24 protein-coding genes are annotated in these 23,164 nt (G+C 71.7%); 9 read left to right on the forward strand and 15 right to left on the reverse strand.

Translation table 11 applies throughout. The features are described from left to right. Positions 1–44: 44 nt before the first annotated feature. The gene (locus DEI83_RS06795) at positions 45–755 is read right to left on the reverse strand and encodes a ferritin-like domain-containing protein (protein WP_258371087.1); all 711 of its coding nucleotides are present in this window, start codon (positions 753–755) and stop codon (positions 45–47) included. 87 nt (positions 756–842) lie between these two features. Between DEI83_RS06795 and DEI83_RS06800 the strand changes: the two genes are divergently transcribed. Beyond that, the gene (locus DEI83_RS06800) at positions 843–2,378 is read left to right on the forward strand and encodes a DEAD/DEAH box helicase (RefSeq protein WP_111081090.1); all 1,536 of its coding nucleotides are present in this window, start codon (positions 843–845) and stop codon (positions 2,376–2,378) included. A gap of 182 nt (positions 2,379–2,560) precedes the next feature. Here the strand turns inward: DEI83_RS06800 and DEI83_RS06805 are convergent, their stop codons facing one another. Beyond that, a complete protein-coding gene (locus DEI83_RS06805; RefSeq protein WP_111081025.1) occupies positions 2,561–3,433 on the reverse strand; it encodes a PHP domain-containing protein in 873 nt (290 codons plus the stop codon). Between the two features lie 60 nt (positions 3,434–3,493). Further along, complete coding sequence (locus DEI83_RS06810; RefSeq protein WP_181431108.1) at positions 3,494–4,060, reverse strand: MarR family winged helix-turn-helix transcriptional regulator; 567 nt, start codon at positions 4,058–4,060, stop codon at positions 3,494–3,496. A 147-nt stretch (positions 4,061–4,207) separates the two neighbouring features. On the opposite strand from DEI83_RS06810, the gene DEI83_RS06815 reads away from it, so the two are divergent. From DEI83_RS06815 to DEI83_RS06825, 3 genes are all read left to right on the forward strand, one after another. Further along, positions 4,208–4,519 (forward strand): hypothetical protein, encoded by a 312-nt coding sequence (locus DEI83_RS06815; protein WP_111081027.1) that lies wholly within the window; start codon positions 4,208–4,210, stop codon positions 4,517–4,519. Positions 4,520–4,767: 248 nt separating this feature from the next. After that, positions 4,768–6,252, forward strand: a complete 1,485-nt coding sequence (locus tag DEI83_RS06820) for an aminopeptidase P family protein (RefSeq protein ID WP_181431109.1) — start codon at positions 4,768–4,770, stop codon at positions 6,250–6,252. Between the two features lie 10 nt (positions 6,253–6,262). Next, positions 6,263–6,736: a GNAT family N-acetyltransferase gene (locus tag DEI83_RS06825; protein WP_220034284.1), complete on the forward strand. Its 474-nt coding sequence runs from the start codon at positions 6,263–6,265 to the stop codon at positions 6,734–6,736. A 172-nt stretch (positions 6,737–6,908) separates the two neighbouring features. On the opposite strand, the gene DEI83_RS15885 is transcribed toward DEI83_RS06825, so the two are convergent. Then, positions 6,909–8,048, reverse strand: coding sequence for a general stress protein (locus DEI83_RS15885; RefSeq protein ID WP_181431110.1), 1,140 nt, complete (start codon positions 8,046–8,048; stop codon positions 6,909–6,911). A gap of 92 nt (positions 8,049–8,140) precedes the next feature. On the opposite strand from DEI83_RS15885, the gene DEI83_RS06835 reads away from it, so the two are divergent. From DEI83_RS06835 to DEI83_RS06845, 3 genes are read left to right on the forward strand one after another with little or no spacing between them, the layout of a single operon-like run. After that, on the forward strand, positions 8,141–9,472 hold the full coding sequence (locus tag DEI83_RS06835) for a magnesium transporter MgtE N-terminal domain-containing protein (RefSeq protein WP_111081029.1): 1,332 nt from the start codon (positions 8,141–8,143) through the stop codon (positions 9,470–9,472). Positions 9,473–9,518: 46 nt separating this feature from the next. Continuing rightward, on the forward strand, positions 9,519–10,037 hold the full coding sequence (locus tag DEI83_RS06840; protein ID WP_111081030.1) for a DUF1003 domain-containing protein: 519 nt from the start codon (positions 9,519–9,521) through the stop codon (positions 10,035–10,037). Beyond that, positions 10,030–11,190: an Mrp/NBP35 family ATP-binding protein gene (locus DEI83_RS06845; protein WP_111081031.1), complete on the forward strand. Its 1,161-nt coding sequence runs from the start codon at positions 10,030–10,032 to the stop codon at positions 11,188–11,190. The genes DEI83_RS06840 and DEI83_RS06845 overlap by 8 nt, the downstream gene beginning before the upstream one ends. A 25-nt stretch (positions 11,191–11,215) precedes the next feature. Here DEI83_RS06845 and DEI83_RS06850 read toward each other — a convergent pair whose 3' ends face one another. Continuing rightward, positions 11,216–11,587: a Sec-independent protein translocase TatB gene (locus DEI83_RS06850; protein ID WP_111081032.1), complete on the reverse strand. Its 372-nt coding sequence runs from the start codon at positions 11,585–11,587 to the stop codon at positions 11,216–11,218. 63 nt (positions 11,588–11,650) lie between these two features. On the opposite strand from DEI83_RS06850, the gene DEI83_RS06855 reads away from it, so the two are divergent. After that, the gene (locus tag DEI83_RS06855) at positions 11,651–12,283 is read left to right on the forward strand and encodes an O-methyltransferase (protein ID WP_110823687.1); all 633 of its coding nucleotides are present in this window, start codon (positions 11,651–11,653) and stop codon (positions 12,281–12,283) included. Positions 12,284–12,334: 51 nt separating this feature from the next. Here the strand turns inward: DEI83_RS06855 and DEI83_RS06860 are convergent, their stop codons facing one another. The 4 genes from DEI83_RS06860 to dapE all read right to left on the reverse strand — a co-directional run bounded on the left by DEI83_RS06860 (position 12,335) and on the right by dapE (position 15,779). Next, complete coding sequence (locus DEI83_RS06860; protein ID WP_111081092.1) at positions 12,335–13,003, reverse strand: AAA family ATPase; 669 nt, start codon at positions 13,001–13,003, stop codon at positions 12,335–12,337. Between the two features lie 172 nt (positions 13,004–13,175). After that, a complete protein-coding gene (locus DEI83_RS06865; RefSeq protein ID WP_017887054.1) occupies positions 13,176–13,346 on the reverse strand; it encodes a DUF3117 domain-containing protein in 171 nt (56 codons plus the stop codon). Between the two features lie 106 nt (positions 13,347–13,452). Beyond that, positions 13,453–14,700 (reverse strand): mannosyltransferase family protein, encoded by a 1,248-nt coding sequence (locus tag DEI83_RS06870; protein WP_258371088.1) that lies wholly within the window; start codon positions 14,698–14,700, stop codon positions 13,453–13,455. Continuing rightward, the gene (gene dapE / locus DEI83_RS06875) at positions 14,697–15,779 is read right to left on the reverse strand and encodes a succinyl-diaminopimelate desuccinylase (protein WP_111081033.1); all 1,083 of its coding nucleotides are present in this window, start codon (positions 15,777–15,779) and stop codon (positions 14,697–14,699) included. Before dapE ends, DEI83_RS06870 begins: the two co-directional genes overlap by 4 nt. 132 nt (positions 15,780–15,911) lie before the next feature. Between dapE and dapD the strand changes: the two genes are divergently transcribed. After that, a complete protein-coding gene (gene dapD, locus DEI83_RS06880; RefSeq protein ID WP_111081034.1) occupies positions 15,912–16,886 on the forward strand; it encodes a 2,3,4,5-tetrahydropyridine-2,6-dicarboxylate N-succinyltransferase in 975 nt (324 codons plus the stop codon). 155 nt (positions 16,887–17,041) lie between these two features. Here dapD and DEI83_RS06885 read toward each other — a convergent pair whose 3' ends face one another. The 6 genes from DEI83_RS06885 to DEI83_RS06910 all read right to left on the reverse strand — a co-directional run bounded on the left by DEI83_RS06885 (position 17,042) and on the right by DEI83_RS06910 (position 23,087). Beyond that, a complete protein-coding gene (locus DEI83_RS06885; RefSeq protein WP_111081035.1) occupies positions 17,042–18,340 on the reverse strand; it encodes a citrate synthase in 1,299 nt (432 codons plus the stop codon). 177 nt (positions 18,341–18,517) lie between these two features. Next, the gene (gene dapC / locus DEI83_RS06890) at positions 18,518–19,636 is read right to left on the reverse strand and encodes a succinyldiaminopimelate transaminase (protein WP_111081036.1); all 1,119 of its coding nucleotides are present in this window, start codon (positions 19,634–19,636) and stop codon (positions 18,518–18,520) included. A 5-nt stretch (positions 19,637–19,641) separates the two neighbouring features. Further along, on the reverse strand, positions 19,642–19,956 hold the full coding sequence (gene fdxA, locus DEI83_RS06895; RefSeq protein ID WP_111081037.1) for a ferredoxin: 315 nt from the start codon (positions 19,954–19,956) through the stop codon (positions 19,642–19,644). 38 nt (positions 19,957–19,994) lie between these two features. Beyond that, positions 19,995–21,221, reverse strand: coding sequence for a PIG-L family deacetylase (locus tag DEI83_RS06900; protein WP_111081038.1), 1,227 nt, complete (start codon positions 21,219–21,221; stop codon positions 19,995–19,997). A 59-nt stretch (positions 21,222–21,280) separates the two neighbouring features. After that, positions 21,281–21,826, reverse strand: coding sequence for a hypothetical protein (locus tag DEI83_RS06905; protein WP_111081039.1), 546 nt, complete (start codon positions 21,824–21,826; stop codon positions 21,281–21,283). Between the two features lie 67 nt (positions 21,827–21,893). Next, complete coding sequence (locus tag DEI83_RS06910; RefSeq protein WP_111081040.1) at positions 21,894–23,087, reverse strand: amidohydrolase; 1,194 nt, start codon at positions 23,085–23,087, stop codon at positions 21,894–21,896. Positions 23,088–23,164: the final 77 nt, after the last annotated feature.

Genomic DNA, 23,164 nt, shown 5'->3' on the forward strand with positions numbered 1-23,164 from the left:
CGCGGTCGCGTCGCACCGGCGGGTCAGCCCCGACAGGCTGACTGTCAGGCCGTCAGGCCGAGCGCGTCCATCCGCCGGGTGTGCGCCGCGATGAGCTCGGTCCAGACCGGCTCGAGGCGCTCCTGGTCCTCCCGGGCGTGTGACGCCAACGCGGACCGGGCCACGAGCAGCGTGTCCCCGACCAGCCGTCGTCCCCACATCGCCAGACGGGACGCCACGACCGGGTCCTCGTCGATGCGGGCGGTGAGCTCCTCGACCACGGCGGGTTCCTCCCGCGCGTCGAACACCGTGCGCAGGCGCTGCCGGACGTCGATCGGGAGTGACCGGAGCAGGTTGGCGAACAGGTCGTTGAGGATGCCCGCGGTGACGTAGCCGGTCAGCATCGACTCGTACCAGTCCGCACCACTCGTCCGCTCGAGGAACGTGTCGATCGCGTCCCGGTGCGGCGCCATCAGCTCGGCGGGTTCCTCACCGCCGCGCTCGATCTCGGCGACGATGGCCCGGTGCCGCTCGAGGGCGGTCGTCGCGAGCACCCCGGTCACCAGACGGCCCGAGAGCGTCGGCGCGCCGGCTCCGGCACGCCCCATCGTCTCGTACAGCGACAGCTGGAGGTAGGCGGCCTGACCGAGGTAGACGTCGAGCTCGGGACTGACGTCGTCGAGTCGCAGACGCTCGACGGCACCGCCGCGCGGGTTCCGCGACGCGAGCCAGGCCGCGGCGAGCTGCGCAGCGCGCTTCCGGTTCCACCACGACACCACACGACCAGCATACGGGTCGGCTCATCCCCGTCCGGCACGTCGGTAGACTGGGCGGGACTCCTCCCCACGAACAGGGTGAACTTCTTGACTTTCTCAGAACTCCAGATCGAGCAGGACATCGTCGATGCGCTCGCGAGCAAGGGCATCATCGAGCCCTTCCCGATCCAGCAGCAGACGATCCCGCTCGCCCTGACCGGCCAGGACATCATCGGTCAGGCCAAGACCGGCACCGGCAAGACCTTCGGGTTCGGCCTGCCGCTGATCCAGCGCCTCGGCGCAGACCCCGGGCCGGGGGTGAAGGCGCTCGTCGTCGTGCCCACGCGGGAACTCGCGGTGCAGGTGTCCGAGGACCTCGAGTCCGCGATGGTCAACCGGTCGACGAAGCTCGTCTCGATCTACGGCGGCAAGGCCTACGAAGGCCAGGTCGAGCAGCTCAAGGCCGGCGCCCAGATCGTCGTCGGGACGCCCGGCCGTCTCATCGACCTGCAGCGGCAGCGGCTCCTCGACCTCTCGCAGGTACAGGAGATCGTCCTCGACGAGGCCGACCGCATGCTCGACCTCGGGTTCCTCTCCGACATCGAGCGCATCTTCCAGTCGGTCCCGGCGGTCCGCCACACCATGCTCTTCTCGGCGACGATGCCCGCGCCGATCGTCGCACTCGCGCGTCGCTTCATGTCCCGCCCGGTGCACATCCGCGCGACGGACCCCGACGAGGGTCTGATGCAGGCGAACATCAAGCACGTCATCTACCGCGCGCACTCCCTGGACAAGGACGAGGTCATCGCCCGCATCCTCCAGGCGGAGGGCCGCGGCAAGACCGTCATCTTCACGCGCACCAAGCGTGCCGCCGCACGCATCGTGGAGGAGCTGAAGGACCGTGGCTTCAACGCCGCGGCCGTCCACGGCGACCTCAACCAGGAGCAGCGCGAGCGCGCGATGGCCGCCTTCAAGGCCGGCAAGCGCGACGTCCTCATCGCGACCGACGTGGCCGCGCGGGGCATCGACGTGGACGACGTCACGCACGTCATCAACCACACGATCCCGGACGACCCCGACACGTACCTGCACCGCGCGGGCCGCACCGGTCGTGCCGGCAAGACCGGCATCGCCGTCACCTTCGTCGACTGGGACGACCTGCACAAGTGGACGCTCATCGACAAGGCGCTCGAGTTCGGCATCCCCGAGCCCGTCGAGACGTACTCGTCGTCGCCGCACCTCTTCACCGACCTGGACATCCCGGCCGGCACCAAGGGCCGCCTGCCCGGCGCGTCGTCGCACGCCGCCACCGCCGGCGCCGAGAAGCCGGCTTCCGGTGGACGCTCCGGGTCCGGTTCGGGCTCCGGCAGCGCCAGCGGGTCGCGGTCGCGCAGCCGCACCCGGTCGTCGGGCTCCGAGCAGACCGGCTCCCGCCGCACCTCGGGTGACCGCCCGGCTCCGGAGCGCTCCGCCCCGGCAGCGGACGCCGCTGCCCCGGCCACTGCGTCGGCACCCACCTCCCCCGCCGGTGACGACGCCGCCGACGGCGTGCAGAAGCGCCGTCGGCGTCGCCGCCGTCGCGGCGGCGGTGGCTCGTCGGAGGCGGCCGCCTCGGCACCGCAGGGATCCACGGACGGCGAGTAGCGCCTCCAGGCCGAAGGCCCCGTCACGAGCGTGACGGGGCCTCCGTCGTCCCGGGGCCCGTGGCGCGGCTGCGACCGACACGGCGGGCTCGCCTGTGGAAACCGCGGTTCCGGCCCCTGCGGCGGCTGGACGCACCCTCGGACGGGAGGCCCGTGACCCGGCCGACGGACCAGCCGACCGGGTCAGGACAGGCGCGAACCAGGGCCGACGACGGGCACGCTGCCGGTCGCCTGGCCGACGATCGCGTCGAAGGAACGGCGCGCCGTCCGGTGCTCCCCGAGGCGGTTCGGCTTGCCGGTGCCGTGGTAGTCGCTCGAACCGGTGACGAACAGGCCGTAGCGCTCGGCCCACTCCAGCAGCGTCCGCTTGCCCTCGGCGATGTTCTCCCGGTGGTCGACCTCGAGCCCGCCGAGGCCGGCGTCGACGAGTTCCCGGAGCATCGGTTCGTCGATCACGATGCCACGCGACGAGGCCGCCGGGTGCGCGATCACCGGGACGCCACCGGCCGCGCGGACGAGTTCCACGCCGCGCAGGGGCGTCGGGGCGTCGTGGGGTTCGTAGTACCCGGACGACGGGTGCAGGATCCCGCCGAACGCAGCACTCCGGTCCGTCTCGAGCCCCAGCCGGACGAGCGCATCGGCGATGTGAGGGCGCCCGATGGTCGCTCCGACGCTCGCCTCGGCCAGGACGTCGTCCCAGGTGATGGGGTGGTCACGGCCGATGGCATCGACCATGCTGCGGGCACGCGTGAGCCGACCGTCACGGATGGCGTCGGTCTCGGCGACGAGTGCGGGATCCGTCGGGTCGACGAGGTACCCGAGCACGTGCACGCTCCGCCAGCCCGTCCGGGTGCTCAACTCGAGCCCGGGCACCAGGGTGAGCGGGAGCTCTCGAGCGGCGTCGGACGCCTCTGCCCATCCGGCCGTGGTGTCGTGGTCCGTGAGGGCGACGCAGTCGAGCCCGCTCACCGCCGCCGCACGGACGAGGTCAGCAGGGCGCTCGGTGCCGTCGGAGACGCTCGAGTGAGCGTGCAGGTCGATGAACGCTTCAGGCACGCGGCAATGCTATCCACAGGTCACCGGCCGGTCGCACGCCGTTCAGGGATGCGTGGCCGATCACCCGCCGCTGCCGCCGCTGCCGCCGTTGCCGGGGTGCATCTCGACCACGGGCGGAGTCCTCGGCGTGCTGGATCCGTCGCGGAGGGCGGCCGCGAGCCGGGACGCGAAGCGTTCCACGGCGGCCGCTTCGTCGTCGCTGAGCGCGTCGATGGTCGCGATCAGTGGAGCATGGATGTGTCCGTAGGCAGCTGCCAGGTCTTGCTCCGCTGTTCCAGCTGCGGTGACGACGACACTGCGACGGTCACGCGGGTTCGGTCCGCGAGCCGCCCGGCCGTCGCGGACGAGTCGATCGACGAGCTTCGTGATCCCAGCGGTCGAGAGCCGCAATGCCTGTGCGAGCTGCGTCGGCTTCACCGTTCGTGCCTCGTGCTGCGCGAGCACGAGGAACCGCAGGGCGAGAGCGTCGATGGGCAACATCCCCAATGCGCGCAGCGCCCGCTCGTCCGCGTCGTGGACGCTGTCGCTGAGTTCCTGCAGGCTCGCGATGGCGGCGGCACCCCCGCTGGTCCGGGGCTCGCTGGTGAACAGGCCGGGTGTCTTGTGCGCGTCGCCTTCGGACTTCATCGTCGATCGTCCCCTCGTGTCCTGGATGATCACCATCCTCCTCGGCGTCGCTGTGAACCGAAGCTGAGTGAGTAATCAACCGAGCGAGACAACTGTGGCGTGCATGACGCCATCGAAGTGCGGTGGCGGAGATCAGAAGGAGTGACCATGTCGAACACGGCAGGGAATCCCGCACGACACGACTCAGTCGTCCGTGCCACCTGGAACGAGACCAAGTCCGCGCTCAAGACGACCGAGTTCTACGCGTGGCTGGTCGTGTCGATCGCGATCCTCATCGCGTCGGCGGTCGTCGACAACGCGGACGAAGGCCACAGCGGCTTCGGCGCCGACCAGGCCTGGCTGTACGTCGCGATCGTGACGGCCGCCTACATCCTCAGTCGCGGTGTCGCCAAGTCCGGCGTGCGCAAGCCCGACTGGAACGACGACGACCGACGCGACGTCAACGGACGCTCGAACTGACCATCGAGCACCACTCGTCCAGCCGGTGGTCCCCCGACGGACCCGGCGGGCAGGCACCGGTGTCGCAGGTCGTCTGACCGGCGACACGAGGGCGGGCCGTTCCGATCCCGGAACGGCCCGCCCTCCGTGTTCCGATGCCGCCACAGGTGGCCGCGGAACGCTCCCCCTGCGTCGCGGAACCGGCCGGGTCGATCCGATCGGACGCCCGCCACGCGAAGACCCGGAAGCGCGGTGCGATGATGGGGGACATGGCCGACACCACTCCCCGCGCGACGAGCAACCGCTCCACCACTCCCGGCTCGTCCGTGTTCAAGGACCACATCGCTTCGAACTGGGCCGAACGGGAGCGTCCGCTGCCGGCGCCACGCGAGCAGTCGGCCTTCGCCGCCGCACGTCGTGCCCGTCTGTCCGAGCTGCACACCGGCCGCACGATCGTCGTGCCGGCGGGACAGGCGAAGGTCCGCTCAAACGACTGCGACTACCCGTTCCGCCCGCACTCCGCCTTCGCCCACCTGACCGGGTGGGGCACGGACACCGTGGTCGGCTCCGTGCTCGTCCTCGCGCCGAACGGCAGCGGACACGACGCCACCCTGTACTTCCGCGCGACGGCGGGCCGCGACTCGGAGGAGTTCTACGCCAACCCGGAGATCGGCGAGTTCTGGGTCGGGCCGCGCCCCTCCCTGGCCGAGGTCGCCGCCGACCTCGGCGTCGCGACCGCCGACCTCGGTGAGCTCGACGACGCGCTGGCCGGGCTCGACGCCTCCGTGCTCGTGGTCCGTGACGCCGACCCCGACTTCACGCGCGCACTCGACGAGCGTCTCGGCACGACGGTCGGCGGAGCGGCGGAGCAGGACGGTACCCCCGCGGCCGACGACGTCCTGTCGCGCGACCTGTCCGAACTCCGCCTCGTGAAGGACCCCTACGAGGTGCACGAGCTGCGCAAGGCCGTCGACGCGACCCAGCACGGCTTCGACGACGTCATCGCGGACTTCGACGCGGTGCTCGCGCACCCCCGCGGCGAGCGCATCGTCGAGGGCACGTTCAACCGTCGCGCCCGCGCGGACGGCAACACGGTCGGCTACGACACCATCGCCGCCGCCGGCCACCACGCCTGCATCCTGCACTGGACCCGCAACGACGGCGCCGTCCAGCCGGGCGACCTCATCCTCATCGATGCCGGGGTCGAGGTCGACTCGTTCTACACGGCCGACATCACCCGCACGCTGCCCGTGAGCGGCACGTTCTCCCCCGTGCAGCGGATGGTCTACGAGGCCGTGCTCGAGGCCGCCGACGCCGCGTTCGCGATCGTCGAGCCGGGCATCACGTTCCGGCAGGTGCACGCCACCGCGATGGAGGTCATCGCGCGGAAGACCGCTGAGTGGGGCTTCCTGCCGGTCTCCGCCGAGGAGTCGCTGCAGCCGGACAACCAGTTCCACCGTCGCTACATGGTGCACGGCACGAGCCACCACCTCGGCCTCGACGTCCACGACTGCGCGAAGGCCCGGCGCGAGATGTACCTCGACGGCATCGTGCAGCCCGGGATGGTCTTCACGATCGAGCCCGGCCTGTACTTCCAGCAGGACGACCTCACCGTGCCCGAGGAGTTCCGCGGGATCGGCGTCCGGATCGAGGACGACATCCTGGTGACCGAGGACGGCGCCGAGAACCTGTCCGTCGGCATCCCCCGGACCCCCTCGGAAGTGGAGGGGTGGATCGCCCGTTCTGCGCGCTAGCCTGAGCCTCGTGAGCGCTGAAGCCCCCTCGAGTACCTTCCTGATCGACGTCGAGCACTTCGACTCGCCCGACGCACAGCGGCTGCGAGCAGCACAGCGCATCGAGATCGAGAGCACGTACGGAGCGGACACCGAGCCGGGCCCGAAGCCGACCGCCGACTCGATCGCCGTGTTCTTCGTCGCGCGCGACGAAGCGGGGACGCCGGTCGGGTGCGGTGGGCTGCGGATGGTGGACGACGGGATCGCCGAGGTGAAGCGGATGTACGTGCGGACCGAGTCCCGCGGGTCCGGCGTCGCGGCGCTGATCCTGCGTCGGCTGGAGGAGGCGGCGCTCGACCTCGGATCCCCGGCGCTCGTCCTCGAGACGGGGACGGAGCAGAAGGGCGCGATCCGGTTCTACGAGCGCGAGGGCTTCCGCCGCATCGCGAACTTCGGGCCGTACGTGGGCGCTGCACAGTCGGTCTGCTTCTCGAAGATCCTCTGACGACCCACCGAGTCGGACCCGGAATGCTCCGGGAACGACGACGGGCTCCCGGTCGATCGGCGTCGACCGGGAGCCCGTCGTCATCTGTGGTGTCCGCCGGAACGGCGGCGCATCCGACACGTGCCGGCGACGCGGTCGACGCGCGCAGTCGGCCTGCAGCAGCGACGGGACGTCATGCCCGCCGGTCGTCACCCGCTCGCCGGTCCGTGCCGTCGTCCTGACGATGCCCGGCGTCCGGGGTCGCCGGGTCCCCCTCAGCGGCGGGACCGGTGCCGCCCGCCGACGTCGGAGCCTGCTCGCCGTAGCGGGGCCCGTCGTTCGTGCCGTAGCTCCGGGTCGACCCGGACGGACGCTGCGCCTGGTCGGCACCGGCACCACCGTCGGATCCGGGTGTCCGGGCGGCCCCCTCGTTCGTCCCGTACCGCGGCGCGGCGGGGCGGTGCGCGGGACCGTCACCGGTCGGAGCCGGACGGACCGCTCCGTCGTTCGTGCCGTAGCGGGGCCCGTCGTTCGTGCCGTACCGGGGCGTCGCCGGCCCCTGTCCACCCGGAGCGCTCGGCGCTGCTCCGTCCCCACCCTGCTGCTGGTCCGGTCCGGCGGGCCGCCCCGGGCCTCCCGGCTGGTGCGGCGTCGCGTGGCCGCCGTACGGCGACCCCTGCGGCGCAGCGCCCGGACGCCACTGCTGACCGGGCTGGCCGTACTGCGGCGGCGCACTCTGCGGCGGGACGCCGGGACCGGGACCCCACTGCTGCTGGCCGGGCCCGCCGAGCTGCTGCTGCCCGCGGTACCCGGGCCCGCCGGGCTGGTCCCACGACGTGTGCTCGATCGCGCCGCCCTGACCGAGGATGCGCTGCGCCTGACCCGACAGCTGCGGATCGACGACGATCTGGTAGGTGGTGGCGAGGACCTGGTGGATGCTCGTGAAGTCCCGCTGCCGCTTCGTGATCGCGAACGAGACGATCCCGTACAGCATGCCGAAGCCCGCACCGATGACGGCCGCGGCGAAGAAGAGCCCGCCGGCCTGCGGCGAGAAGAGCGTCAGGACGATGCCGAAGAAGAACCCGAGCCAGAGCCCGGAGAGCGCACCCGCCAGGGCGGCCCGCCCGTAGGTCATCTTGCCGGTGACCCGCTCGACGGTCTTGAGGTCGTTGCCGACGATGGACAGTTTGGCGACCGGGAAGTCCGCCTCGGCGAGCTTCGCGACCACGCGCTGTGCTTCGGGGTAGCTGTCGAAGGTGCCGAGGACGTCACCGCGGGGCAGCGTGGGGAACGCCTGTGCCGTGCGGCCGCCGAAGGGGCTTTGAGTGCTCACCCAGTCATCATCCACCGGAGTCCTTGCGATCACACGAGAACCACCAGGGAAGGGGCGGCGAGCAGGGGCGGGCGAGCGACTACGCTGGACGGGTGAGCGCCTCGAAGGTCTTCGTCGCCCGCCTCGCCGGGTGCTCCGTCTTCGACCCCGCGGGCGACCGTGTCGGCCGGGTGCGTGACGTCCTCGTCGTGTACCGCCGCGTCGACGCCCCGCAGGTCGTCGGCCTGATCGTCGAGGTCCCCGGCAAGCGCCGCATCTTCGTCAGCATCGGCCGGATCACCTCGATCGGTGCCGGGCAGGTCATCACGACCGGACTGGTCAACATGCGCCGCTTCGAGCAGCGCGGCGGTGAGGTCCGGGTGATCGCGGAGATCCTCGGCCGCAAGGTGCTCATCAAGAAGGAGCAGATCCGGGCGACCATCGAGGACGTCGCGATCGAGGACCACGGGCAGGGCGACTGGTCGATCGCGCAGCTGTTCCTGCGCAAGCCGAAGACCACGCCCTCGCCGTTCGGCAAGGGGCCGACCACCTTCGCCACGTGGAACGAGGTTACCGAGGACGAGCTCCCCGGTGAGTCCCAGTCCGCCGAGCACGTCATCGCCGCCTACTCCGACCTGGTGCCCGCCGACCTGGCGTCGACCCTGCTCGACCTGCCGTCCGAGCGCCGCTTCGAAGTGGCCGAGGAGCTGCCGGACAACCGGCTCGCCGACGTGCTCGAGGAGATGCCGGACCAGGAGCGGATCGAGATCCTGTCCGCGCTGCGGGACGCCCGCGCCGCCGACGTCCTCGACCAGATGCAGCCGGACGACGCCGCCGACCTGCTGGCGCAGCTGCCCGACGAGCGCAGTGAGGCCCTCCTCGAGCTGATGGAGCCGGAGGAGGCGCAGGACGTCCGCATGCTGCTCGAGTACGAGCCGGACACCGCGGGTGGTCTCATGACGACCGAGCCGGTGATCCTGTCCGCCGACTCGACCGTCGCCGAGGGCCTGGCCCTGGTGCGTCGCCACGAACTCGCCCCGGTGCTCGGTGCCGCGGTGTGCGTCACGCTGCCGCCGTACGAGCCGCCGACCGGCCGGTTCCTCGGCCTCGTGCACTTCCAGCGCATGCTCCGGTACCCGCCGAACGAGCGTCTCGGCACCCTCATCGACCAGCAGACCGAGCCGGTCAAGGTCGACGCGAGCGCCGCCGAGGTCACGCGCGTGATGGCGACCTACAACCTCCTGTCCGTCCCCGTGGTCGACGACGCCCACCGACTCGTCGGGGTGGTGACCATCGACGACGTCCTCGACCACGTCCTCCCGGACGACTGGCGGAGTCAGGACGCGGCCGACGCCAACCCCGGCGCCGCGTCGCGACCGCGGACCCGCACCCGCCGCACGGCGGTCCCCTCGGGAAGGAGGACGAATCGTGGTACGCCCAGATGAGAACCGCCGGGAGCGGCCGGAGGAACGCCTCGACTCCCCGAAGGGCATGCGCACCCGCGTCCTGCCGACCCGTCGACGTGGACGCGGTGACGCGTTCGGTCGCGCGACCGAGGGCATCGCTCGTGCGATGGGCACGCCCTGGTTCCTGATCGGCCTGACCCTGTTCTGCGTGCTCTGGATGGGCTGGAACACGCTGTCACCGAAGTCGTGGCAGTTCGACTCCGCGGCGATCGGCTTCACCGCGCTGACCCTGGTGCTCTCGCTGCAGGCTTCGTACGCGGCACCGCTGATCCTGCTCGCGCAGAACCGGCAGGACGACCGCGACCGCGTGCAGTTCGAGCAGGACCGGCAGCGGGCCGAGCGGAACCTGGCCGACACCGAGTACCTGGCCCGCGAGGTCGTCGCCCTCCGCCTGGCGATGCGCGACATGGCCTCGAAGGACTTCATCCGCGCCGAGCTCCGCTCCCTGCTCGAGGAACTCGACCGTCGCGACGTCGACCCCGACGACCTCGACGACCTGGACGACCGCGGGCACGGCCACGAGCGTTCGGTGACGCGTGGCTGACGGCACCACCACCGAGGACCAGCTCGCCGCCGCGGTCCTCACCGCGCTCGGCCGCGTCCTCGACCCCGAGATCCGCCGGCCCGTCACCGAGCTCGACATGATCCGCGGCGTGGACGTCCAGCCGGGAGGCTCGGTGCGCGTCGACCTGCAGCTCACGATCGTGGGGTGCCCGGCTGCGGACACCATCGAGCGGGACGTGCGGTCCGCCGCCGGTTCCGTGGCGGGCGTCGCGACGGTCGACGTGGACGTGTCCGTGATGGACCCGGCCGTGCGTCGGGCCCTCACGGAGCGGCTGCGCGAGGGTCGTCCCCAGGGCGTGCAGTTCACCCCGGACTCGCTGACCCGGGTGATCGCGGTGACGAGCGGCAAGGGCGGCGTCGGCAAGTCCACGGTCACGGCGAACCTCGCCGCGGCGCTCGCCCGTCGAGGGCAGCGCGTCGGCATCGTCGACGTCGACGTGCACGGTTTCAGCATCCCGGGCCTGATGGGCCTCACAAACGAGCACGGCGTCGCCCCGCGGCCGACCCGTGTCGACAGCATGATCCTGCCGCCGGTCGCCCACGAGGTGAAGGTCGTCTCGATCGGCATGTTCGTCGACGACGTCTCGACCGCGGTGTCCTGGCGTGGCCCGATGCTGCACCGGACCGTGAACCAGTTCCTGTCCGACGTGTGGTTCGGCGACCTCGACGTGCTCCTGCTCGACATGCCGCCGGGCACCGGGGACGTGGCGATCTCGGTCGGCCAACTGCTCCCGCACGCCGAGGTGCTCGTCGTGACCACCCCCCAGGCGGCAGCGGCGGACGTGGCCGAGCGCAGCGGGATCGTCGCGCGGCAGACCGGTCAGAAGGTCATCGGCGTCGTCGAGAACATGGCGGGGCTCGTGCAGCCCGACGGCAGCGTGTTGCACCTGTTCGGCGAGGGCGGCGGGGACGAGACCGCTCGGCGCCTGTCCCGCGGGCAGGACTCCCCCGTGCCGGTGCTCGGCCGGGTCCCGCTCTCGGTGCCGCTGCGTGCCGGAGGCGATGCGGGCCTCCCGGTCGTCCTCGGCGACCCGACGGACCCCGCGGCGGTCGCGCTCGACGGCGTGGCGGACCGGCTCACCGCGATGGGTCGGGGACTCGCCGGCCGGAAGCTCGGCTTGACGCTGTCCTGACCCCCGGTGCCCGTGTGTGCCGGTGTCAGGTCGCTTCGGCGTCGAACGGCGCGGGTTCACCCGCAGTGAGTGGCACGACCGGCGCGGGCGCCCGCACCTTGGCGGCGGTCACGGTCGCCGCCGTCGCTGCTTCGGCCCCCGACGAGGGCGAGTCGAGCAGGGCGTCCCGGATGATCCGGCGCGGGTCGTACTGACGCGGGTCGAGCTTCTGCCAGTCCACGTCGTCGAAGTCGGGGCCCATCTCCTCGCGCATCCGGTCCTTGGCGTTGTCCGCGAACCGGCGCACGGCCTTGACGAAGTCGGCGAGTTTCTGGGCGTAGAGGGGCAGCCGCTGCGGCCCGAGCAACAGCACGGCGATGATCCCGATGATCAGGATCTTGTCGAGCTGGATGTTCACGGGAGCGAGCCTAACGCGTGGAGTCGGCGAGTCACCCGTAGAGTTGACCGACGAGGAGTGTGCGTGTCAGAGAAAGACTCGAACTGGAAGTTCGCGGAGGACATCGTCTCCGAACCCGACGGTGTCGCCCGTGCGCGTGAGCACTCCCTCGAGCTCGGGGTCGAACCGGTCTCGCCGGCGATCGGGGCGCAGATGAGCGTCATCGCCGCGGCGTCCCGAGCGACGAGCATCATCGAGATCGGGACCGGCCTCGGCGTGTCGGGGCTGTACCTGCTCGCGGGTGCGCCCGACGCCACGCTGACGACGATCGACGTCGAGATCGACCACCAGCAGTACGCACGGGATGCCTTCATCGCCGCCGGTACCGCTCCCGGTCGGGTCCGCCTCATCCCGGGTCGTGCGGCCCAGGTGCTGCCGCGGATGAACGACGCCAGCTACGACGTCGTCCTCATCGACGCCGATCCGGAGCACGTCATCGAGTACGTCGAGCACGGCCTGCGCCTGGCGAAGACCGGCGGCACCGTGCTCGTCCCGCACGCGCTGTGGCGCGGCAAGGTCGCCGACCCCGTCAAGCGGGACCGTGCGACCACGGACTTCCGCCTGCTCCTCACCGAGGTCTCCACCTCCGGCGCGGTCCGCAGCGCCCTGTCCCCAGCGGGCGACGGGCTGCTGCAGATGACGAAGCTCACGGCCTGACGCGGTCGGCACCGGGTGCGTCGGATCGGTGCGTCAGCCGGGAGACCCGGGTCACTCCAGGTGCCGCAGGTACCGTCCCGGGTCCTGCAGGAACGCGCGCTGGTTCCGGACGAGGTCCAGGTCCGCCCAGTCGGACCGCCGGATGCCCCACTCCCCGACCTCGAGGACCGTCGCGTCCGGGAACGCCGCGAGCACCGGCGAGTGGGTCGACAGGACCACCTGCCCGACCCCGTCCTCGACGATGGACCGCAGGAGCGCGATGAGCGTCAGGCAGCCCGAGAACGACAGCGCCGACTCCGGCTCGTCGAGGAGCCACAGACCGGGCCACCGCGCGCGGTCGATGACGAACTCCAGGAACGACTCCCCGTGACTGCGCTCGTGGTACCGCGTCTCGGGTCGGGCGCCCGGGTGCTGCTCGAGGTAGGTGAAGAGCCCGTGCATGGTCTCGGCCCGGAGGAAGAACCCACTCCGCGCGGCGCCGAAGTCGCGGACCACGCGGATGTGCTCCGCCAGGAACGACTCCGAGGGACGGGTCGAGTGGCCCGATCCCGTCGATCCGCCCTCGGGCGACATGCCGAACGCGAGGGCCATCGCCTCGACCAGGGTGGACTTGCCGACACCGTTCTCGCCGACCAGGACCGTCACGGGGCCGAGTTCGAGGCCGTCGTCGAGGAGCTGTCGGACCGGTGGTAGCGTCGCCGGCCACTCGTCGCGGGGCATGGGACTCGGGTCGAGGTACTCCTCGACACGGCGGATCGGCAGGTTGCGGACGCGGTCCCGGGGCACGTGACCATCATGGCGGGCGCGACCGACAGCCTCCAGGCCAGGGCCGGACGCACGGAAGGCCCGGGACGTACGCGTCCCGGGCCTTCCGTGGTGGTGCGTCGACGTACTAGGCCGAGACGACCTCTGCCAGTGCGTCGTGGAGTTCCTTGGCCTCGGCGTCGTTGACCGAGACCACCAGGCGGCCTCCACCCTCGAGCGGAACCCGCACGATGATGAGTCGACCCTCCTTGACAGCCTCCATCGGCCCGTCGCCGGTCCTCGGCTTCATCGCTGCCATCAGATGTCCCCTTTCGTGCAGTACGAACAGGGGCCATTATCCCGTAGACAGGCGCGACTGCGAAACCGCCCAGCTCGGGGGTGTCCGCGGCGGGCACCCGGAACGGTCACGGTGGCGTCCAGTCGTAGCCGTCGACCCACCAACAGAAGTACAGCCAGGTCCACTGCAACACGACCGCGAGGACCACGAGGACCACCCGGTAGACCCGCGATCGCGGCAACGCCACGACGCCCAGCAGGGGTGCGATCGGGAGCAGGATCCGCCACGTGCTCGACTGCGGGAAGAACACCGCGAGCAGGTACACCAGGTACGCCACGCCCCAGAGCCGCAGTTCGAGGCCGATGCGACGGGCGGCCGGCTGGAACACCACGGCCGCGAACCCGACGAGCACCACGACGAGCAGGATCGTGCCCGCCGGCTGCCGGAACCACCACCCGAAGCCCTGCACCCACGGCGTGAACGGGACGAGTTCTCCCCAGCCGATGTAGGACGACCGCCAGGCGAGCTCGGTGTCGGTGTACGCCTTCGGGACCCCGGTCGCCGCCCACGCGATCGCGGGCCAGGCGAGGCCGACGAGTCCGGACACCACCGCGACCACGGCCGGGGCGAGAGCGGTGCGGAGGGTCAGCCGCTCGGACATCCGCAGCCAGGCCGGCCGGAGCACCCCGACGAGCACGAACAGGCCCATGAGGAGTGCGAAGGCCAGGCCGGTCGGTCGGGTCATGCCGAGCAGCAGCACCACGGGCAGCATCGCCCAGAACCGCCGCTGCACGAGCAGGAGCAGCGCGACGAGGAGCAGCAGGAGGCCGAGTGCCTCGGCGTACGCGACCTGGAACACCACGGAGACCGGCGCGACACAGAACAGCACCGTGGCGAAGGTCGCGCGCGTCGGGTCGAGGAACCGTCCCATCAGCCGCCGGAACACCAGGGCGGCACCCCACCCGGCGAGCAACGAGACCCACACGGCGACGAACTCGAACGAGGCGCCCGTCAGGGTCATCAACGCACGGACCGTGAACGGGTACACGGGCATGAACGCCCATGCGTTCTCCGTCACGTGTCCGGCGGCGTCCACCGGCAGCGTCGACGGGTACCCGCTCGCCGCGATGACCCGGTACCAGGCGCCGTCCCAGATCGACGCGAACGACAGGTACGTCGGGTGCTGCACCGTGAACGAGTTGGCGGGCTGGATCCTCGCGAAGCCGGACATCAGCACCGTCGTCAGGACCCGCGAGAGCGCGTAGACCGCCGTGATGCGCAACCACCACGGCACGAGCCGCCACCGGACGACCACCCACGTCAGCGCCGCTCGCGACGACCGTCCACGCGGCACGGCCGATGAGGCGGTGGTCACGCCGTCAGCCACCGCCGCAGCCCGTCCTCGACGGCCGTGATCTGGGCGACGGGGACCTGCTCGTCGTCGTGGTGAGCGAAGACGGGGTCGCCGGGGCCGTAGTTCACGGCCGGGACGCCGAGCGCCGAGAACCGCGCGACGTCGGTCCAGCCGTACTTCGGGCGCGGCGCGGGACCGCCCACGGCCGCGACGAACTGCTGCGCCAGCGGGGCGTCGAGGCCCGGGCGGGCACCGGCGGCGAGGTCGACGATCGTGACGTCGTAGCCGTCGAAGAGCTCGCGGATGTGCTCGACCGCCTCGTCCGCGGAACGGGAGGGGGCGAACCGGTAGTTGACGTGCACCATCGCCTCGTCCGGGATGACGTTGCCGGCGATGCCGCCCGAGATCCCGACGGCGTTGAGGCCCTCGCGGTACTCGAGTCCGTCGACCGTGACCGTGCGGGGCTCGTAGGCGGCGAGGGTGGCCAGGATCGGGGCCGTCTTGTGGATGGCGTTGTCGCCGATCCAGCTCCGGGCACTGTGCGAGCGCTTGCCGGAGGTGCGGATCTCGGCCCGGAGGTTGCCGTTGCAGCCGCCCTCGATCTGTGCGCCCGAGGGCTCGCCGAGGATCGCGAAGTCGCCGGCCAGGAGTTCAGGACGCGTCCTCGCCAGGCGGCCGAGACCGTTCAGGGCGTCGCTGACCTCCTCGTGGTCGTAGAAGACCCAGGTCACGTCGACGTTCGGGGCGTCGAGGTCCACCGCGAGCTTGAGCTGCACCGCGCAGCCGGCCTTCATGTCGACCGTCCCGCGACCCCAGAGGATCTCGGTGCCGTCCTCGGTGGTGCGGAACTCGGTCGGCAGGTTGTCGTTGAGCGGCACGGTGTCGATGTGCCCGGCGATCACGACCCGGCGCTCCCGCCCGAGCTGCGTCCTGGCGACGATCGCGTCGCCGTCGCGGACCACGTCGAGGTGGTCGAGCGGGGCCAGGGCGGCTTCGATCGCGTCGGCGAGCGCGCCCTCGTTGCCGGACACTGATTCGATGTCGCATATCGCGCGGGTGATGTCGATGGACGAGGCACTGAGGTCGAGCGGCTGCGGCATGCGGTCACCTTATCCGGCAGCCCTGGCGTCCCGCTGGCGCGGCGGCGCTCCGCTCGGGAGGCCCGGTCCGGCCCCGCAGCGTCCGTCCGGCCGGTCCGGAGGTCCGGTCCGGCACCTCGGTACCCTGGTGCCGTGACCGACTCGACCGACACGACCGCCGACCCCCGCCCGACCTCCGCTTGGGGCCACGGCCTCGCGACGATCGCCGCCGACGGCACGGTCCTCGACACCTGGTTCCCGTCGACGTCCCTCGGCGAGCGCCCAGCGGACGCAGCGGTGCCCGCCGACCTGCAGGCCGCGGCCGGGGAGGACCCCGTCCGCGAGGTCCGGCTCGAGGTCGTCACCATCGACATCGTGATCGACGACGCTCCGACGAGCACGCCCGACGCCTACCTCCGCCTCCACCTGCTCAGCCACCTGCACGTGCGGCCGAACGAGATCTCCCTCGACGGCGTCTTCGGCCACCTGCCGATCGTCGCCTGGACCAACGCCGGCCCGGTGCACCCCGGAGCGCTGACCCGCCTCCGCCCGGCCCTGCAGCGCGCCGGCATCGCCGTGCACGCGATCGACAAGTTCCCCCGGCTGGTGGACTACGTCGTGCCGGACCGGGTCCGGATCGGTGACGCGAACCGGGTGCGGCTCGGCGCGCACCTCGCCCCGGGTACCACCGTCATGCACGAGGGCTTCGTCAACTTCAACGCCGGCACCCTCGGCGAGGCGATGATCGAGGGCCGGGTCTCGCAGGGCGTCGTCGTCGGCGACGGCACCGACATCGGCGGCGGCGCGTCGATCATGGGCACCCTGTCCGGCGGCGGCACGCACCGTGTCCGACTCGGCGCCCGCGCGCTCCTCGGGGCGAACGCCGGCCTCGGCATCTCGCTCGGGGACGACTCGGTGGTCGAGGCGGGGCTGTACGTCACCGCGGGGACGAAGGTCGTCCTGGTCGGAGCCGCCCCGAACCCGGACGGCACGCCACGCACCGTCAAGGCCGCCGAGCTGTCGGACGCGCCGAACGTCCTGTTCCGCCGCAACTCCCTGACGGGTGCGGTGGAGGCGCTGCAGCGGAAGGGCGAGGGGATCCAGCTCAACACGGCGCTGCACGCCTAGGGCGTGCTCGACGCGTCCGTGGCGCCGCTCGCTCCCTGTTCGCGCGCGGTGTCGAACCGCTCACGGTGGTCCACGATCTCGTGCTGGTGGGCGCTGACCCGGTCGGCGAGCGAGAGCGAGACCTCCTGCAGGACGTGCGTCAGCCCGTCAGGGTGTCAGCGGTGCGGCAGGTCCCGCTTCGGGTGCCCCACGTACAGCTGCTGCGGGCGCCCGATCTTGTTGAGCGGGTCGTTGTTGAGCTCGCGCCACTGGGCGATCCAACCCGGCAGGCGGCCGATGGCGAACAGCACCGTGAACATGCGCGGCGGGAACCCCATCGCCTTGTAGATGATGCCGGTGTAGAAGTCGACGTTCGGATAGAGCTTGCGGCTGACGAAGTACTCGTCCTCGAGCGCGATCTGCTCGAGCTCCTTCGCGATGTCGAGCAGGTCGTCCTGCACCCCGAGCGCCTCGAGCACCTCGTCGGCGGACTCCTTGACGAGCTTCGCGCGCGGGTCGTAGTTCTTGTACACGCGGTGTCCGAAGCCCATGAGCTTGACCCCGCGCTCCTTGTTCTTCACGCGCTCGACGAAGCGGGTGACGGGCTCGCCGGAGTCCTTGATCTGCTGGAGCATCTCGAGCACGGCCTCGTTCGCACCGCCGTGCAGCGGCCCGTAGAGCGCGTTGATGCCCGCGGAGATCGACGCGAACATGTTCGCCTTCGTCGACCCCACCAGGCGCACCGTGGCGGTCGAGGCGTTCTGCTCGTGGTCCTCGTGCAGGATGAGCAGCCGGTCGAGCGCCTTCGAGAGCACCGGGTTCGGCTCGTACGGCTCGGCCATGGTGCCGAAGTTGAGCCGGAGGAAGTTGTCGACGAAGGACAGCGAGTTGTCCGGGTACAGGAACGCCTGCCCGATGGCCTTCTTGTGGGCGTACGCGGCGATGACCGGCAGCTTCGCGAGGAGCCGGACGGTCTGCAGCTCGACCTTCTCGGGGTCGTCGACGTCCATGTCGTCCTCGTAGTACGTCGACAGGGCGCTGACCGCGCTGGACAGGACGGACATCGGGTGCGCCGAGTGCGGGAGCGCGTCGAACAGCCGGCGGAGGTCCTCGTGCAGCAGCGTGTGCCGCCGGATCCTGCTGTCGAACGCCTCGAGTTCGGTGGGCGTCGGCAGTTCGCCGTAGATGAGGAGCCAGGCGACCTCGAGGAAGGTGCAGTTCGAGGCGACCTGGTCGATCGGGTAGCCGCGGTACCGCAGGATGCCCTGGTCGCCGTCGATGTACGTGATGGCGCTCTTCGTCGAGCCGGTGTTCACGAAGCCGTAGTCGAGCGTGTTCATCCCGGTCTGCTTCTTGAACGTGGAGATGTCCACGGTCGAGGCGCCGTCGACGCTCGGCAGGATCGGGAACTCCGCCTGCCCGCCCGGGTACGTCAGCGTGGCCGTCTCGGTCGCCTGTCCGGCGCCGGGGCTCACGGGGACGGGCGTCGTGGGCGGTGTGGCCGTCTTCTGAGCGTCGTTGGCAGTGTCAGTCACGCTGGACAGCCTAACGGCGGCGACTGTCGATCCGGTACAGCCCGGAGACCGTCGGTTGGTGTGGAAACACGGTTGCGCGGACGCCGGGTCGGTGGGTGGAGTCGGTCTGGAGGCCCGTCAGCCGCCCGTCACGCGCCCTGCGCTGGCGAGTCGCTGGGCGGCTGCCGCGATCCGGTCGTCCGTCGCCGTCAGGGCGACGCGGACGTGCCGCGCTCCGGCGGCACCGTAGAACGTCCCCGGAGCGACGAGGATGCCGCGGTCGGCGAGCCACGCGACGGTGTCGAGGGCTGGCTCGTCGCGGGTCGCCCACAGGTACAGGCCGGCGCCGCTGGCGTCGATGCGGAACCCCGCTCGCTCCAGTGCCGTCCGGAGCACGGTGCGCCGGTTGCGGTACCGGGCCTTCTGCTGCTGCACGTGGGTCTGGTCCTCGAGCGCGACGACCATCGCCTGCTGCACGGGCAGTGGCGGCATCATGCCGGTGTGCTTGCGGATCGCGAGCACGTCGGCGAGGAGTCGGGGGTCACCGGCGACGAAGGCCGCCCGGTACCCGGCGAGGTTCGACTGCTTCGAGAGCGAGTACACGCTGAGGACACCGTCGAACGAGTCGCCCACCACGCGGGCGTCGAGGATCGTCGGGGTGGGCGTGGTGTCGTGGGGGGCGTCCCAGCCGAGCTCGGCGTAGCACTCGTCGCCGACGATGACGGCACCGAGCTCACGCGCGCGCTCGACGGCGGCACCGAGCTGCTCGATCGAGAGGACGCGCCCGTCGGGGTTGCCCGGGGAGTTCAGCCAGACGAGCTTCGTGCTCGTCGGCCACGACGCCGGGTCGTCGGCCGCGAGGGCCTCGGCGCGCACGAGTGCGGCGCCCAGCTCGTAGGTCGGGTACGCGGCCTCGGGGAAGACGACGGTGTCCCCCGGGCCGAGCCCCAGCCAGAGCGCGAGGCCGGCGATGAATTCCTTCGAGCCGATGGTCGGCAGGACGTGGTCGGCGGTGAGCTGCACGCCCTGACGTCGGCCGTACCAGGCGGCGATGGCCTCGCGCAGGGCCGGGGTGCCGGCGACCTGCGGGTAGGCGTGGGCGTCGGTCGCCTCGGCCAGCGCGCGACGGACGACGTCGGGCGTCGGGTCGACCGGCGAACCGACACTGAGGTCGACGATCCCGCCCTCGTACGCCGTCGCCCGCTGCTTGTACGGAGCGAGCTGGTCCCAGGGGAAGTCGGGCAGGTCGAGCGCCACGGGCGTCAGGCCCGGGGCTGGGCCATGACGACCGGGTGGTCCGCGTGGATCACGCCGACCTTGGCGGCACCGCCGGGCGACCCGATCTCGGAGAAGAACTCGACGTTCGCCTTGTAGTAGTCGGCCCACTCCTCGGGGAGGTCATCCTCGTAGTAGATGGCCTCGACCGGGCAGACCGGCTCACACGCACCGCAGTCGACGCATTCGTCGGGGTGGATGTAGAGCGACCGGTCACCCTCGTAGATGCAGTCCACGGGGCATTCGTCGATGCACGCACGGTCCTTCACGTCGACACAGGGCTGAGCGATCACGTAGGTCACGAGCGGGTGCTCCCTTCCGGGGTTGAGCGACTGCGAGTCTACCCGTGCGGGGCTGCGACCTCGGACCGGGCAGCCTCTGGCGCGGGACGGACCCGGAGCCCGGAGAGGTCCGGCCAGCCCAGCACGAGCATCGCGACGACCGCCGGCCCGAAGGTCCAGACGTACCCGGCGGTGTTCGCGAGCACGAGCGGCGAGCTCGATCCGGCGACGGCCACGAGCACCTGGGTGGCGAGGATGATCCCGATGCCCACGGCCGCGACGAGCAGACGCGACCGGTACAACAAGCGGACGCCCACCACGACCCCGATGACGATGAGCGCGGTGAGGACCATGCCGATCGGTGCGGCGCTCCACGACCCGAGCGCGACGGTCTGCTGGTGCGTGATCGTGCCGAGGCCACCGACGAGCAGCCCGACCGCCGCGGTGACGACGACGGCGGCAGCCCGACCGGGACCGGACATCTCGACGAAGGTCTGCGGTGCCGTCGGGACGGGGGCCTGGTCGTGCCGGAAGCCCTCCTGCGCCGGCACGGCCTGGCGCACGCCGTGTGGCATCACGTAGGACAGCCGGCCGGGCTCGGACGGGTCGGCGGGGTCGACCGTGATCTGGCTCCGGTACTGCTCGAGCGCGGCCCGGACCTTGCCGCGGACCGGGAGGACGTCGACCGTGACGTCCGCGAGCCCGGAGTCCGCGTCGACGATCATCGAGAACGCGACCTCCTCCGCCCGGGCCGCGTACCGGGCGGCAGCGTGCACGCGGAGGTGGTCCGGGTGTCCGTAGCCGCCGTCGTCCGCGTAGCTCACCACCGCGTCGGCACCCGTCGACCGGATCGCAGCACGGATGTCGTCGACGACCTCGCCGAGGTCCGCCCGGGTCAGGGAGTCCGCGGGGGCGTCACCCGCGGCCGTGGCGCGGCCGTCCGGGCCCCACTGCATGCCCGAGTCGGTGTAGCGACGCTCGGGCAGGTCCGTCGGCCGGGCACCCGGGCCGCCGAGCCACAGGTGCGCCGGGCCGCCGAGGGCCGCGAGCGCCGCCGCGATCTCGGTCTCGCGGTGGGCCGCGACGCGCCGGCCGTCCCCGGCGAGCGGTGCGAGTTCCGCGGTGAGCATCTCGCCGCGCTCCCCCCGGGTGGCGGTGAGGACCGTGACGTGGGCGCCGAGCTCGAGCAGGGTCGCGATCGTGCCGCCGGACGACAGCGTCTCGTCGTCGGGGTGCGCGTGGACGAAGAGGACGCGTTCGGGGCGCGTGGTCGGTGCCGTGGACATCGCCTGCAAGCGTACGGGAAGCGGTCCGGGAGCCCGGTGTCGGCCGTCCGGACCCGGCGTCAGCGCGAGGTGACGATGTACGTCGCGGTGGCGCCGCTGTCCGCCTGCGAGAACGTCAGGACGACTCGGTGGTCCTCGCTCCGGAACATCCCGAACGCGCTCGACCGGTCGGTCCGCTCCGCCGACGCCGTGAACCCGGCGTCCGCGAGCTGCTGGGCCGCGGCTGCGAAGTCGTCGACCGAGGCCGTGCGGACCTGCACGACCCAGCCAGAGCCTCCCGGGCCGGATCCACCACCGAGCACGCTCCCGTCGACGAGCGGGACGGCCGACGACGGGAACCCGTCGGGGACCTGGCCGTCGCTCGTCACGTCCGCACCGCGCAGGGCGGTGTCGAGCGCGCCGTCGATCCCGCCCGCGACGTCTGCCATGCCCCGCTCGATCGCGGCTCCGTCGATGCCGTCGACCCCCTCGCTCACGCTCGACGCGACCGAGGAGCCGAGGTCGGTCGCCTGGCGCACGGCGTCCGACGAGCAGCCGCTGAGACCGGCGAGTGCGATGCCGGCGGCGACGGCGGCGGTCAGTGAGGTGCGGATCGGGCGACGCATGCCGGTACCGTAACCGGCCGGACGGCGCACTCGTGGTGGGTTCGCTGGGAAGTCGCCTCGGCGTGCCTCAGGAGAGGTAGGCCCGGGCCGCCGCGACAAGGGCGTCGACCCCGACCGGGATCGACGTCTCCGCCTGCGGTGCGTAGAACGGCGAGTGGTTGCTCGGGATCTCCGCACCGCGGCGGAACAGCTCGGGGTCGGTGATGCCGGTGAACCAGTACACGATCGGGGCGCCGGCTGCGGTGGCGAGCTGTCCGACGTCCTCCGACGCCATCGCCAGCCCCGACTCCATGTCGACGGCGTGCGGCACGACGGCGCGCACGGCGGCCAGGACGACGGCGGCCTGCTCGGGGTCGTTGACGAGGACGTCCGCTCCCGGCGCACGCTCGATCGTCGGCTCGGCCAGTCCCCCGGCCTCGCTCTCGGCCCGGACGATCCGCTCGATCGACGCGATGATCCGCGCCCGGGTCTCCTCGTTCCGGGCTCGCGTCGAGATCTCGATCACGGCGGTGTCCGGGATGATGTTCGGCCGTGTGCCGGCGTGGAACGAACCGACCGTGACGACACCGGCGTCGCTCGGGGGGACCTCGCGCGACACGATCGTCTGCAGCCGGACGACGGCGGACGCAGCGGTGACGATCGGGTCGAGGGACGCCTGGGGGGCCGAGCCGTGCGCCCCACGGCCGTTGAACGTCACCGTGAAGCGGTCGCTCGACGCCATCACTGCACCGGCACCGACCGCGACCACCCCGACCGGCGCCGGAGCGGAGTGCTGTCCGAGCACGACGGTCGGCTCCGGGAAGCGCTCGACGAGGCCGTCCTCGATCATGGCCCGTGCACCGGAGATGACCTCTTCCGCCGGCTGGAACACCGCCACCACCGTGCCACGCCAGTCCCCGGTGGTGGCGACGAGGCGCTCCAGGGCCCCGAGCAGCCAGGTCACGTGCATGTCGTGTCCGCAGGCGTGCATCGTCGGGCCCTCGTTGCCGTCCTCGTCGGTGCCGCGGTACGTGCTGGCGTACGGCAGTCCGGTGCGTTCCTGCACGGGCAGACCGTCCATGTCGGCGCGGAGCCAGAGGACCGGGCCGTCGCCGTTCTCGAGCACCCCGACGACCCCGGTGCCACCGACCCCGGGCGTCACCGTGACGCCACCGATCTCCGCCAGCCGGTCGGCGATGACACCGGCGGTCCGGTGCTCCTGGAACCCGAGCTCCGGGTGGGCGTGCAGGTCCTGGTAGATCGAGAGCAGGTCGAGAGTCACCCGACCACCGTATCCCCCGGCTCGGACGCGTCCTGCACGGACGCCGACGGCCCGGCCACCTGGAGAGGTGACCGGGC

The organism is Curtobacterium sp. MCBD17_021, from assembly GCF_003234525.1.
Classification (GTDB): domain Bacteria; phylum Actinomycetota; class Actinomycetes; order Actinomycetales; family Microbacteriaceae; genus Curtobacterium.

Coding starts and splice junctions, on each gene's coding strand:
- DEI83_RS06865 (WP_017887054.1), bottom strand. CDS start 13,346: ATGGCAGCGATGAAGCCGAGGACCGGCGACGGGCCGATGGAGGCTGTC.
- DEI83_RS06815 (WP_111081027.1), top strand. CDS start 4,208: ATGTCGAACACGGCAGGGAATCCCGCACGACACGACTCAGTCGTCCGT.
- dapE (WP_111081033.1), bottom strand. CDS start 15,779: ATGCCGCAGCCGCTCGACCTCAGTGCCTCGTCCATCGACATCACCCGC.
- DEI83_RS06860 (WP_111081092.1), bottom strand. CDS start 13,003: ATGCCCCGCGACGAGTGGCCGGCGACGCTACCACCGGTCCGACAGCTC.
- DEI83_RS06900 (WP_111081038.1), bottom strand. CDS start 21,221: ATGTCCACGGCACCGACCACGCGCCCCGAACGCGTCCTCTTCGTCCAC.
- DEI83_RS06820 (WP_181431109.1), top strand. CDS start 4,768: ATGGCCGACACCACTCCCCGCGCGACGAGCAACCGCTCCACCACTCCC.
- DEI83_RS06840 (WP_111081030.1), top strand. CDS start 9,519: ATGCGCACCCGCGTCCTGCCGACCCGTCGACGTGGACGCGGTGACGCG.
- DEI83_RS06810 (WP_181431108.1), bottom strand. CDS start 4,060: ATGAAGTCCGAAGGCGACGCGCACAAGACACCCGGCCTGTTCACCAGC.
- DEI83_RS06905 (WP_111081039.1), bottom strand. CDS start 21,826: ATGCGTCGCCCGATCCGCACCTCACTGACCGCCGCCGTCGCCGCCGGC.